Origin of the sequence: Puia sp. (assembly GCF_036500295.1) — a bacterium.
GTDB lineage: Bacteria > Bacteroidota > Bacteroidia > Chitinophagales > Chitinophagaceae > Puia.
In genome coordinates this window covers 64,981-77,847 of the sequence record NZ_DASYCH010000049.1, presented here as the reverse complement: position 1 = coordinate 77,847, position 12,867 = coordinate 64,981, and the positions used below count along the sequence as shown (strand labels likewise).

The window sequence follows — 12,867 nt, the reverse complement described above, 5'->3', positions numbered from 1 at the left end:
TGAGAAGGCCGCAAGCAGAGATGAAGCGTTTGAAGAGGAGGATCTTAATCCTTCGGATGACGTGGGAAACATATCGATTCAGAGGCAGGTTTTACAGGCAGCCCTGGAAACATTGAGCGACGAGCAACGTTACATCCTGATGGTATACGTCGATTATGGAGCACTTATGATCAGCAGAAAATTGGGGCAAAACCCGGACGATGAGAGAGAAATGCGCCCCGGAGAGGTGACTTTCAAAAAAATTAGGGCTTTGGAACGGAAAAGATTGTGTGAAGAACTTAATATTACAGAGGGTAATCTCCGAGTAATAAAGTTCAGGGCAGTCAGGAAGGTATTAAACTATATTAAAATACATACTTAATACTCGCTTCTCCGGCGGATATTTATCGAACCTATTCATCAATAACAAAAAGTGTATGGCAAAAAAAAGCAACAAGAAAACCTCGAACCCATTGAAGGCGGAAGAAGTCTTGTATGCTGCTTTAAAAAAATTCGGTTTCTCTTTTCCTACAACTGAACAAGAGGTAGAAGAATTTGAAAAGAACTTTGGCAAGACGAACTTTCCGCTCCCCAAGGAATTGGAGGATTTTCAATTCATCGCAGAAGCAATGGCCAAGAAAAATTTGGTCATGCCAGCGCCTGTCTTTATCAAACCTGGGGACAAGACGGGAAAAAGACAAAAAAAAAAAGATGGAGGGCCTGCAAAAGTGTCTCCCTCGAATGTGGATTATTACCGCAGAATCGTCTTAGCCGCCGAGTTCGTGCAAGAACTACATATGGAGCCCACTTTCGGGCATGTGAAGTTGCAAAAGCTGATTTTTCTCGCTCAGAAGACCGAGAAAATGACCATCCCGGTTAATTTTCTCCGGCAAGCTATGGGCCCTTATGATCCTGGGATGATGCGATCCATCGACAAACAGCTTTTGATAAAGCATTGGTTCATCTATCATTCTGACAAAACGCCAAAATATTATCCTTTGGAGAAGGCAGGGGAACACCATAGAGACTTCGAGCGATATTATGCTGATAAGAAGGATAAGATTGGATGGTTAATCAATGTTTTTAGAAAGGAGAAAACCGACCGGGTGGAGATTGTTGCCACCCTCTTTGCAGTATGGGAAAAATTGCAGCTAGAAAGCCTTGTGATTACAGAGAGAAGTCTGACATTGGCGTTTTATGAATGGTCCACGGAAAAAGTCAGATTCAAAGAAAAAGATGTTGTTAAGGAGATTAAATGGATGGGACAGAATAACCTGGTTCCAAAGTTGCTATTGGTCGCTTTAATCTTTGTTTTTAGGACTTGTGTTGAAAATTTTATAAATCATGGTTCTCCCCATCTGATTAAATTTTCGGAGATGTGGCAATTAAGTGTCTAAACCTTCTGAAGGGCGATATTGGAGCAGGAATCAGTCGAATTTACCCTTTGATGAGCATGGCCAAGACCAACAATCTAATTTCATGGAAACGTATCTCGCTTACTTTGACATCTTGGGATTTAAGGAGTTCATATTTAATGCTGATTCGAGCACACGCTCTACGCTCATGAATCACCTCATACGCGACAGTCAGATGGCGTTAAGTAGGGGGAAAACTGCTGAGAGACCCGGTGGCGGTCTCATGCCTGACCTGTCAGATTGTAACATTCACTGTCTGCACATTTCAGATAGTATCATTTTTTGGACGAACGACATTTCGACTGAGATGTTTAAGGAATTGGTTGAGTCCAGCGGCCATTTTCTAAGGCAATGCATGCAAATCACGTTTCCAGTAAGAGGCTGCATCGTAAAGGGCGAAATTGAATACGAGCCATTCAGTTTCAAGAATAAAAAGGAGTCACAATTTCAGAATAGTTCACTTTACGGTAAGGCATTGACGGACGCTTATTTAAAAGCAGAATCCCAGGACTGGGTTGGCTGTTTTATTGACCGGTCAGCAGCTTCGGCTGGAGACGAAGTGCTTACTGAGCTCATCTACGAAAAGCAAATTGTATATTATCCTGTGCCATTCAAGGGTGGATCTTCTTCCTACGAGTATGCATTAAGGACAATTAATAAGACGATTAACGACGTGTTTTTAAAGAACCTTGCTAAGAGTGCAGAGCTGATGTTCAATCGTCATATGGATGGTAAACCCCTAGGGGCGGATGTACTTCGGAAATTGACCAATACAGTAAAATTCTATGATTATTTCAGAGCAAATATCGATAAATAATAAACTAGCATGATTGCCTCATAAATAAACTGCTGGGGGAAAATGATCCAGCATCTTGTGTCTCACAAAGGTATTGGAATCGGTAAAAATTTTCATCAGCGTTTTGCCAAAACAACATATTGCATGGTTCGCGCGATCGCCCGCAAATTCTGTTGGTTTGTGGATGTGGGGAACCTTACAACCACTTTAGTTTAGATAAAATACTTATATTAGCCAAAACTTCCCCTAAATGCCTAGTTTTGAAGAATTTATTAAACAAATCGGACTTGAAGAATATCCATTTTCCACGTTTACAACCGAAAACGAACTCGGAAAGGAAGAGACCTTGTTCATTAAACCAAATGACTATTCTCCGATTGTTCAGTCATTTAATCAGCAAAATACCATAATTCTAATCGGGGATCGAGGCACTGGTAAGACAGCTATTCTCCTTGATTTTGAAAGAAAGTTAACTCCTAACAACTCATTGTTCTGTAGCATTGACAATTTTGTCGCCTTACCAATTTCTTTTAAACCTATTGACTTTTATAAGTTTCTTTTATCAAACTTATCTATTACACTTTTTCAGAAATTATCTGATGAAGTTAATAGGATAAATAAATTAAAAAAGGAAGAGAAGGTACTCTTATCGTATCTGCTAAAGAATTTTGTGCCGCTGGTATCCAAGAGACTTCTTAAGGAAAAAATCGAGAAAATACAGGTCCCTTGGTATAAGAGAGCTTTAAGGCGAATATTTAATAGAGGGAGGGGCGTTTTAAATTACAGCGCAAGTATCGGCGTGAAATTCATAGATGAATACATCGCTCAGCATTTTAAAGGCATGCCTACTCTGGGAGAAAGTTCTGAATTAAAAAACTTCTTTCCAGAATTGCCATTGACAATTGACGTCGAGTTTAATGATGTGGAAATTGGTTACCAATTGCTGAATGATACACTTGGCGTTATTACCAAATTAGGATATAGCAGGATTGTGGTAATTATGGACAAAATAGATGAAGATTCAAGACTAGAAAATAATGGTGAAGCAATCGCCGACTTTATAGTGCCACTTTTAACAGACAATAAGCTGTTACTTAATAAGAAATTGCAACTGATAGTTTCGATGTGGTCAACGCCATTCAATTATTTACTTGAGCATGTTAGAACGCAAAAGCACTATTGCCCAAAATTGAATTGGACACATGATGATCTTGCAAAAGCTTTAAACAAACGATTGAACATATTCTCAAATGGAAAGGTTAAAGATTATAGAATGCTCTTTGAGGAGCAGTTTGCAACTCAAGATTTTACTACACTGCTCGACCTAGCTAATAGTAACCCAAGGGATTTATGGCATTTATTTGATAAATTATTGCGATGCCAATATAAAATAAATCCGGAAATGAATGTTATTGAGGTCAAATCATTTAAACCAGGTATTGAAGACTTTGTCACGGGATTTAATTATTTCGAGTATTATCCAAGAAAGCAAAACGCGAAATCTAATTCTATGGATTTTTATTCCTACACTGCTCATCTTTTAAAGTTAGATCGCGAAGTATTTACAAGAAATCAGTTAAATGAGAAGGCCGGGACGGGCAGTTCTACTCAGAATTACGTCATTGGCATGGAAAGCATTGGCCTTGTCGAAAAAGTCGGTCAAGAAAGTGGTGGAACGACTTATAGAATTAAAGACCCCAAAGTCATATATGCGCTTAAAAATAATATCAAAGTCGAAAAGTAGAAATACCTCGAGCTCGAACCTGTTTTATAAGAGGCCGATAACGGTTTCTATGATAAGATGGCAATAAAAAAGGCCACTCGTATGAGTAGCCTATGTTTTCCTTTGTGGAGAATATCGGGGTCGAACCGATGACCTCTAACATGCCATGCTAGCGCTCTACCAACTGAGCTAATTCCCCATGATACTTATCAAACCCTATTAAAGAACTTCATTCTCTGGTTTTAAACGAGTTTTAAAAAAATATTTTTCAACTTTTTTCCTCGTTGTAACCAATTCCTTATCAATTTGTTCGGCTGAAAAAAAGGCTTGCATGCCATGCAAGCGCTCTAGCCAACTGAGCTAATTCCCCTTATTTGGCCCGCCGGTGGTGAGGCCGGTTTACCTCGAAACCATTGGGCCTTTTTAAAGGACTCGGTGATTGCGAGGCAATTGGGGAGTGCAAATATAGAGGAATTTTGGACATACCGTTCAAAATGCCGGGGGCAACGCTGATTTTTTTCGATGGGACATGGATTTTTCCGGCGGGGGCGAACGGCGTATCTTTGGGGTGTAATCTGGAAATTATGGGAGTCTGGAGACAAGTAGCGGAATACTTTTATATCAGGAAGCGGGACCCGAATTCGCCCAATACGCAATGGATGCGCTATATGCATGGGATCAACCGGATCTCCATCTTCATGTTCCTGGTGGGGATCATCTTTCTGATCCTGCGCATTTTCGTTTTCAAGAGACATTAGGGAGTGAGGCATTAGCGCCAGGCGAGCCTTGACGGCTTGGCGGCGGCTTTGGCGTGGGGCCTGGCTGGGCGTTCAGCGGGTGGCTCGGGTGCGGTTGGATGCTGGGCTGAGTCGAATGCTTAGCGGGCGGAGACGGTGGCGGGGCATTGACCTGGACCCTGGCCGAACGCTTAGCGGGTGCAGGCGGAGGCTTGTGCGCGGAGCCAGGCGACGATGCTGCGGGCGGCGTTGGCGGAGGCGTGGCCGCCCTGGCTAAGCCATTCTTTGAGATCGTGGTAGTCGCGGGTGAGTTGTGCGCGGCGAGCAGGATCGTTGAGCAGGATATCGAGTTCGCGGCGGAGGTTTTCGGGGGTGAGATCGTCCTGAATGAGTTCGCTCACGACGAGTTTGTCCATGATGAGGTTGACGAGGGAAATATACTTCACCTTGATCAGGCGGCGGGCGATCTGGTAGGAGATGGCGCTGCCCTTGTAGCAAACCACCTCGGGGACGCCGAAGAGGGCGGTTTCGAGGGTGGCGGTGCCGGAGGTTACACAGGCGGCATGCGCCTTTTGCAGCAGGGCATAGGTTTGATTGCTGACGGCGGCGACGTTGGGGTAGGGGGCCAGCAACTCATCATAAAAACCCTGGTCCTGGCCGGGGGCGCGGGCGACGACGAATTGATAGCCGGGGAAGTAGGTGCTCACCTTTAACATGACCGGCAGTTTTGCCAGGATCTCCTGTTTGCGGCTTCCCGGAAGGAGAGCGATGACGGGCTTTTCGAATGCGGGGATGGCGCCGGTGGGAGCCTGATAGCCATCGATCACCTCGACCAGCGGATGGCCGACATATTCCACTTCATAGTTCCATTTGCGGTAGAACTCCTTTTCGAAAGGAAGGATGACGAGCATCTTGTCCACGCATTTGCGGATCTGCTTTACCCGATTCTCTTTCCAGGCCCAGACCTGCGGCGAGATATAGTAGATTATTTTAAAGAGGTTGGTGGAGGAGGTGGGCGCAGCGGGCGCGTTGGGGGCAATACGTTGGGCGTGGGCCCATTTGGCGATGCGCATGTTGAAGCCGGGATAGTCGATGAGGATAAGGGCGTCGGGCCGGAATTCGAGGATGTCCTGTTTGCAGAAATCGAGATTGCGGAAGATGGTGCGGAGGTTGGTGAGCACTTCGACGAAGCCCATAAAGGCGAGCTCTTTGTAGTGTTTGACGATGCGAACGCCGGCAGCCTGCATCAGGTCGCCGCCCCAACCACGGAATTCGGCCTGAGGGTCCTGTTTTTTTAGTTCGTTTATAAGATTACTGCCGTGGAGGTCGCCGGAGGCTTCACCGGCAATGATGTAATACTTCATGCAGGGGCAAAGATACTTTTTCTTATCTTGTTGCTCAAACCCCCTACTACACTTTATGGCTGCTTATAATCGTCGTTCCTTCCTGGACGCACTCGGCACCTTTTCCGCCACTGCTTTTCTGGCGGGCCTTGCGAAACCCGCCTGGAGCCGGAACCTGGATAAGGCTCTATCCCATGCAGAGCTACGGACGCCGGAACATCTGGCGAGCGATGAGGATTTCTGGTATTATGTCCAGCAATCCTTTACCGTCAGTCCCGAACTGATCAATCTGAACAACGGCGGGGTCTCGCCAGCACCAAAAGTGGTGCAGGAGGCGATGAAACGATATGTCGATTTCTGCAATGAAGCGCCCAGCTATTATATGTGGCGGATCCTCGATCAGGGACGCGAACCGCTGCGAAAAGACCTCGCGCGGATATCGGGTTGCTCCGCCGAGGAGATCGCGATCCACCGGAATGCTTCGGAGGCACTGGAAACAGTTATCTTTGGTCTTCCGTTGAAGGCCGGCGATGAAGTGGTGTTGAGCAAGTTCGATTATCCCAACTGTATCAATGCCTGGAAGCAACGGGAACTGCGTGACGGCATCAAATTGGTCTGGGTGGACCTTAAGCTACCAAGCGAGGATAATGAATATCTTGCTTCCCAGTATACAAAGGCTTTCACTGCCCGAACCAAATTGGTGCATGTCACCCACGTGATCAACTGGACCGGGCAGATCGTGCCGGCGCGGAAGATCGCCGATGCAGCACACCAACGGGGGATCGAGGTGCTGGTCGACGGGGCGCATAGCTTCGCGCATTTCGAGTACAGCATCCCTTCGCTGGATGCGGACTATTTTGGCACCAGTCTTCACAAGTGGCTGGCGGCCTGTATCGGCAGCGGGATGCTCTATGTGAAGAAGGAAAAGATCGCGGCGTTGTATCCCCTGTTCGCGGCGCCCGAGGCCAAGTCGGATAATATCCGAAAGTTCGAGAATCTGGGAACACGGCCCTTTTTTATCGAGCAGGCGATCGGGAAGGCGATCAGCTTTTATGACATGATCGGGGCGGAACGGAAGGAGAAGCGGCTTTTCTATCTGAAGAATTATTGGATGGAGGCCGTCAGGGATACACCGGGGATACAGTATCATACCAGTCTGAAACCGGGTTTCGGGTGTGCTATCGGGGTGGCGGGTTTTACAACTAAGCCCGATGCGAATAAGCTCGAAGCCTATCTTTTTAACGAATATAAGATCCACGTGACGACTATCAACTGGGAAAACATTCATGGAGTGCGGATCACGCCCAATGTTTACACGACTACAAAAGATCTCGACAAACTGGTCACCGCGCTAAGGGAGTACGGCAGAGCATGAGTCAGGAATTGAAGCGGGAAATAAGTTTGTTGCAGGCAACCTCCATCAACATGATCGATATGGTGGGGATCGGGCCCTTTGTCATGTTCTCCCTTGTGATCCGGCTGGTGGGCAACAACCTTTTTATCTGGGCCTGGGTATTCGGAGCGCTTACGGCGCTTATCGACGGGATGATCTGGAGCGAACTGGGCGCGGCCTATCCCCTGGCCGGCGGAAGTTACAATTTTCTCAAAGAGGCCTATGGTAAGAAGGGCGGTCCGCTGATGTCCTTTCTTTTTGTCTGGCAGACCTGTCTGCAGTCGGCCCTGGTAGTGGCTTCGGCGGCAATCGGGTTCGGGCAGTATTTCAACTATCTCGTTCCGCTGACATGGTGGGAGGAGAAGGCCGTTTCGGGGGTACTTGTGATCCTCATCACGGCGCTGCTTTTCCGCAATATCCGAACTATCGGAAAGATGGCGGTGTTCCTATGGGCGGGGGTGATCATCATCCTGCTATGGATCATCATCAGCGGGTTCACGCATCACCAGGTGGCCTATTCGCCCCTGCCACAGCATGGGGAGAACATGTTCAGTATTTCCTTTATGCTGCTGATCGGAAACGCCTCGGTGAAGACGATCTACAGCTATCTTGGTTATTATAATGTTTGCCACCTGGGCAGCGAGATCCGAAACCCGGGAAAGAATATCCCGCGAAGCATCTTTATCTCCATCTTCTGTATCGCCGCGTTTTATCTTACGATGAACTGGAGTGTCGTCGGGGTGATCCCCTGGCAGGAGGCGATGCATTCGAAGTTTGCCATCAGTCTTTTTATGGAGCGGATCTATGGTCCCCGTACGGCACAGGTAGCGACGATGCTGGTATTATGGATCGCCTTTGCTTCGCTTTTCGCGGTGGTGCTCGGGTATTCGCGGGTCCCTTACGCGGCAGCGGCGGATGGAAATTTCTTCCCCTGGTTTGCCCGGTTGCATCCCCGGCTGAACTTCCCCTATGTGTCCTTGCTTTTTGTCGGCGGGCTGGGGTTCATCTGCAGCCTGACGCTACGGCTGGAGGATGCGATCAATGCGATCCTGGCCATGCGTATCCTTGTTCAGTTCGTTGCGCAGGCGATCGGCGTGGTGTTGCTCCGGCGAAGGAAGGGGACGGCTGACCTGCCGTTCCGGATGTGGCTGTATCCACTGCCGGTGGTGCTGTCGGTGGCGATCTGGCTTTTCGAGTGGTATTCGACGGGTGTCGCGGCATTGCTAGGGCTGTTTTTGATGGCTTGCGGCACGGTGGTGTATTTTCTGGCCCGGAACAGCTGGCCCGCGGTTGCTAAAAAGAAAATAACGTAGATTCGGCCCGAGCCGGAGGATCCGGCGCGATCCCAAAATTGTTGGTCCATATGATGAAACGCAGAAAATTCCTTCAACAGGGTATGCTTGCTTCGGCGGGGGTAATGATAGCCGGCCGGGGTATCGGTGAAATCAGTGAGAGTGCCGCCAGGGCCGAGTTCCCTGTGGTGAGGATACCGGAGGCACAGCGGAAATTCAAGAGCCAGGCCGTAGAAAAGATGGTCCGGGAGGTGCGGGCCAGCGCCGGCAACAAGGAGATCGGGTGGCTTTTCGAGAACTGCTTTCCCAATACGCTCGATACGACGGTTGACTTTGGACTGATCGGCGGCAAACCTGACACCTATGTCATCACCGGGGATATCGATGCGATGTGGCTCCGGGACAGCAGCGCCCAGGTGTGGCCCTATATCCCGCTTTGCAAAGAAGACAAGGACTTGCAGCAGTTGATCCGCGGGGTCATCCACCGCCAGGTGAAGTGTATCCTGAAGGACCCCTATGCCAATGCTTTTTATAAGGACGAGACCAAGATCAGCGAGTGGAAGGCCACCGATCTGACGGATATGAAGCCGGGCGTTCATGAGCGGAAGTGGGAGATCGACAGCATTTGTTACCCCATCCGCCTGAGTCATGGCTACTGGCAGATCACCGGGGACACTTCCCCCTTCGACGCGGAGTGGATATCGGCGATGGAGAAGATCCTGCAAACCTTTCGCGAGCAACAGCGCAAAGAAGGGAAGGGGCCTTACCATTTTATGCGGAAGACCGAGTTTGCGACGGATACGGTGCCATTGCGAGGATATGGCTATCCGACGAAGAAGGTAGGGCTGATCCATTCCATGTTCCGCCCCAGCGATGATGCGACGATCTATCCCTTCCTGATCCCCTCGAATATTTTTGCCTTGAACAGTCTTAGCGATATGCGGGCGCTGTTCCAGGCCATCGGGGCGCATGGCAAGCCGGTGGATGATGCCGCTTATAAACTGATGGATGAGCTAAGCGCGGCCATCACGGAGCACGCGATCATCACCCACCCGGTGTTTGGAGAGGTGTTTGCCTATGAGGCAGACGGTTTTGGGAATCATACCCTAATGGATGATGCGAATGTACCCAGTCTGCTGGGGCTGCCTTATCTGCAATCCCCGCATTTTGTGGGTCCGCTATCTGTGCTGCATCCAGAGCAACGGGGATATACTGTCTATCAGAATACGCGGCGGATGCTGCTCAGCGAGTCGAATCCGTTCTTCTTCAAGGGCAAGGCCGGGGAAGGGATCGGCGGGCCGCATGTCGGCACCGAGATGATCTGGCCGCTTAGTATTATCATCCGCGGACTAACCAGTCATGACTCGCAGGAGATGGCGCATTGCCTGAAGATGCTGCAGCAAAGCAATGCCGGGACGGGTTTTATGCATGAATCCTTTCATAAGGATGATGCGGCGAAGTTCACGCGCAAGTGGTTTGCCTGGGCGAACACCCTTTTTGGGGAGTTTGTGCTGAAGGTGTACCATGAGCATCCTGCGCTGCTGAGTTAGACGGAGTTGGCAATGGCGACCTCTGTCGGTCAGGTCCACAGGGGTTCTTGTCGCCATTTTTGATCAAAGCCTAATGCGGCCAGATCAACGGAAGGATATTTTTCAAATAAGGCTGCCAGTTTTTCTTTCAAATGATGTCCGGGGCTTACCGCGTCGAGCAAGTACTTCATGCAGCAGACGTGGATATAGAGTTTATTGTGTTCGTTTGCCGGAGGCACGTTCTCAATCCAGGGAGCAGGTGGTTTGGGTAGCAGGCTTGGTTTTATCGCCAAACTTTTATTCCATAGCCGACTATGATGAGCGCAGGTATTGCGAATCTGCGCAATAGATTGCAACCAGCTATGCAGATAGGTATGATTGACGGTTTTGAGTTCGGATGCGATGGCATCTTTTGCAGCTACGCCAGGTTTGAGGTTGCCGTACATTCGGGACAGGTTTCCGAATGTCGCGATCTCGAGTGTTTTGATACTGGGTGGAAAACGAAGATCGTCGGAATGCTTTTTTTTGTGGTCTTTGATGAAAATATCTTTTGATCGTTGTAGTTCTTCTTCCAGACTGGCTAAAGTGACGATCAATTGCCGGGTATCCAGGAAGAGCTCTGTTTTTTGAAACCACCAAAAGCCATGTTCATGGGACAGATGATAGCTCATTTTGGTCCTGAGTGAGATCTCAATTCTCTCGATGACATCAAAAAGCAGGATACGAAGCTCTCTATCGAAGTTGTACAAGGCAATGACGTCATCGAATTTGCTATTGGGTTTGAATATGTGGGTTATTTTGTCGGCTTGCATTGGCCACCAGTATCCCACCCGGCGATAGTAGCTGATATTTGAAAGGTAATGAGCAGCGGCTTCATCGTCGGAGATCAATAATCCTCTTTCTTTTAATTGCCGGATCTGCTGGGCGATCGTAGTAACGGGCTTGGAGTACATCTGAGTTCGGATAAGGTGTATTCATATGGGGTAAAAAAGCAAAAGACGCACCCTGGGACGCTGTTCTGATGGGTAGCGTGGTGCGTACTGTTGGGTGCAAGATAAGGAGAAAAAATAACCTGGTGGAGGGGAAGGGGGCGGGTTGGATTTGGGGGGTGTTGTGTGCTTTTGTTAATCAAATAAATGTGACCAGAAAATAATTTTTTTTGCCTTTTTGAACGAGGATGTATTTTCCGTGAAGGAGCAGAGAGGCGTCGACGGAGAATTGGAGGCCTTCCACTTTTTTGCGGTTGATGCTGATGCCGCCGCCCTGGATGAGTTTGCGGGCGTCGCCTTTGGAAGGGGCGATGCCGGTATCTGCCAGAAAGGAGACGATATCGACTCCCATGCGGGCTGCCTCGTAGGTGAAGCGGGCGATGCCGTCGAGGGATTGCAGGTCCGCTTCGCTTAGGGACTCGGCGGGTGCAGATTGGTTGGCGAACATCTTTTCGGTGTCGGCCAGGGCCTTTTTATAGCCTTCTTCCCCGTGGACGAATAGGGTGACCTCGCGCGCCAGCGTTTTTTGGAGCAGCCGGGCTTCCGGTTTGGCGGCCTGATCGGCGGCGAGCGCTTCGATCTCCGTGGCCGGGAGGAAGGTGAAGATCTTTATCCATTTTTGGGCGTCGGCGTCGGTGGCATTCAGCCAGAACTGATAGAAGACATAGGGAGAGGTCTTCTCCGGGTCGAGCCAGACATTGCCTTTTTCGGTCTTGCCGAATTTTCCGCCGTCGGCCTTGGTGAGGAGGGGGCAGGTGAAGGCAAAGGCTTCGCCGTTACCGATGCGGCGGATGAGTTCCGTGCCGGTGGTGATATTGCCCCACTGGTCGCTGCCGCCCATCTGGAGTTTGCAATTTTTATTGGTATATAGCCAGTAGAAATCGTATCCCTGCACTAATTGATAGGTAAATTCCGTGAAGCTCATTCCATTCTCCCCCTCCAAACGCTTTTTAACGCTGTCCTTGGCGGACATATAATTTACTGTAATATGTTTGCCAACATCGCGGATGAAATCGAGGAACCGCATGGTCTTGAACCAGTCGTAGTTGTTGACCATTTCGGCTTTATTGGGCAGGCCGGGGTTGAAGTCGAGGAATTTTTCGAGCTGTTTTTTTACGCAGGCGAGGTTGTGGTTGAGGACTTCTTCGCTGAGGAGGTTTCTTTCTTCGCTTTTGCCGCTGGGGTCGCCGACCATGCCGGTGGCGCCCCCGACCAGCGCAAATGGCTTATGGCCAGCCTTTTGTAAATGGACCAGGAGGAGGATGGGCACCAGGCTGCCGATGTGGAGGCTATCGGAGGTGGGGTCGAAGCCGATATAGGCCGAGGTCATTTCCTTGTTGAGCTGTTCTTCCGTGCCGGGCATGATGTCCTGGATCATGCCGCGCCATTTGAGTTCTTCGATGAGATTCATGCTATTGGTTGGGACCCCATGGTCCCTTTTTGCGCAAAACTAGGGGATTCCACCAATTTATGGTAGGGAAAAGGGCAATTGGAGGGGCTTGGAAGTATGTTAACGGGACAATATTGTCAATGGCAGGCCGTTATAACTTAATGATCCGTACCGTTGAAAGCCATGTGCCTGAGCGGCCTGTGGCCGCTCTGACCGATAGGTCAGACATTGAGATTTTGCGGGGACGGTGCTATTTTTCGAGTAGACCCGGCCCTGCAAAA

At 49.1% G+C, this 12,867-nt stretch carries 11 protein-coding genes and 1 tRNA gene; 8 read left to right on the top strand and 4 right to left on the bottom strand.

The window, feature by feature from the left end:
• The 4 genes from VGM48_RS10540 to VGM48_RS10525 form a co-directional block, all read left to right on the top strand.
• Positions 1-361 (top strand): hypothetical protein (locus tag VGM48_RS10540; protein WP_331578792.1); only part of this gene is annotated, 361 nt, incomplete at its 5' end.
• A 55-nt stretch (positions 362-416) separates the two neighbouring features.
• Complete coding sequence (locus VGM48_RS10535) at positions 417-1,376, top strand: hypothetical protein (RefSeq protein WP_331578790.1); 960 nt, start codon at positions 417-419, stop codon at positions 1,374-1,376.
• 82 nt (positions 1,377-1,458) lie between these two features.
• Entirely contained in the window at positions 1,459-2,211 is a 753-nt protein-coding gene (locus VGM48_RS10530; RefSeq protein WP_331578789.1) for a hypothetical protein, read from the top strand.
• Positions 2,212-2,440: 229 nt separating this feature from the next.
• A complete protein-coding gene (locus VGM48_RS10525) occupies positions 2,441-3,934 on the top strand; it encodes a P-loop ATPase, Sll1717 family (RefSeq protein WP_331578787.1) in 1,494 nt (497 codons plus the stop codon).
• 105 nt (positions 3,935-4,039) lie between these two features.
• On the opposite strand, the gene VGM48_RS10520 is transcribed toward VGM48_RS10525, so the two are convergent.
• Positions 4,040-4,112 (bottom strand) — tRNA-Ala (locus VGM48_RS10520).
• A 385-nt stretch (positions 4,113-4,497) separates the two neighbouring features.
• On the opposite strand from VGM48_RS10520, the gene VGM48_RS10515 reads away from it, so the two are divergent.
• Positions 4,498-4,671, top strand: a complete 174-nt coding sequence (locus tag VGM48_RS10515) for a DUF6728 family protein (protein WP_331578785.1) — start codon at positions 4,498-4,500, stop codon at positions 4,669-4,671.
• Positions 4,672-4,841: 170 nt separating this feature from the next.
• Here the strand turns inward: VGM48_RS10515 and lpxB are convergent, their stop codons facing one another.
• Positions 4,842-6,014 (bottom strand): lipid-A-disaccharide synthase, encoded by a 1,173-nt coding sequence (gene lpxB, locus VGM48_RS10510; protein ID WP_331578783.1) that lies wholly within the window; start codon positions 6,012-6,014, stop codon positions 4,842-4,844.
• Positions 6,015-6,069: 55 nt separating this feature from the next.
• On the opposite strand from lpxB, the gene VGM48_RS10505 reads away from it, so the two are divergent.
• Genes VGM48_RS10505 through VGM48_RS10495 form a run of 3 tightly spaced genes read left to right on the top strand, consistent with a single transcriptional unit; the run spans position 6,070 to position 10,228 of the window.
• The gene (locus VGM48_RS10505; protein WP_331578781.1) at positions 6,070-7,368 is read left to right on the top strand and encodes an aminotransferase class V-fold PLP-dependent enzyme; all 1,299 of its coding nucleotides are present in this window, start codon (positions 6,070-6,072) and stop codon (positions 7,366-7,368) included.
• Positions 7,365-8,699 carry an APC family permease gene (locus VGM48_RS10500; RefSeq protein WP_331578779.1) on the top strand — a complete coding sequence of 445 codons (1,335 nt, stop codon included), beginning with the start codon at positions 7,365-7,367 and terminating at the stop codon, positions 8,697-8,699. The genes VGM48_RS10505 and VGM48_RS10500 overlap by 4 nt, the downstream gene beginning before the upstream one ends.
• Before the next feature lie 50 nt (positions 8,700-8,749).
• On the top strand, positions 8,750-10,228 hold the full coding sequence (locus VGM48_RS10495) for a glycoside hydrolase family 125 protein (RefSeq protein WP_331578777.1): 1,479 nt from the start codon (positions 8,750-8,752) through the stop codon (positions 10,226-10,228).
• Positions 10,229-10,257: 29 nt separating this feature from the next.
• Here the strand turns inward: VGM48_RS10495 and VGM48_RS10490 are convergent, their stop codons facing one another.
• Positions 10,258-11,160: an Abi family protein gene (locus tag VGM48_RS10490; RefSeq protein WP_331578775.1), complete on the bottom strand. Its 903-nt coding sequence runs from the start codon at positions 11,158-11,160 to the stop codon at positions 10,258-10,260.
• Between the two features lie 175 nt (positions 11,161-11,335).
• Positions 11,336-12,607, bottom strand: coding sequence for a tyrosine--tRNA ligase (gene tyrS, locus VGM48_RS10485; RefSeq protein ID WP_331578773.1), 1,272 nt, complete (start codon positions 12,605-12,607; stop codon positions 11,336-11,338).
• Positions 12,608-12,867 lie beyond the last annotated feature (260 nt).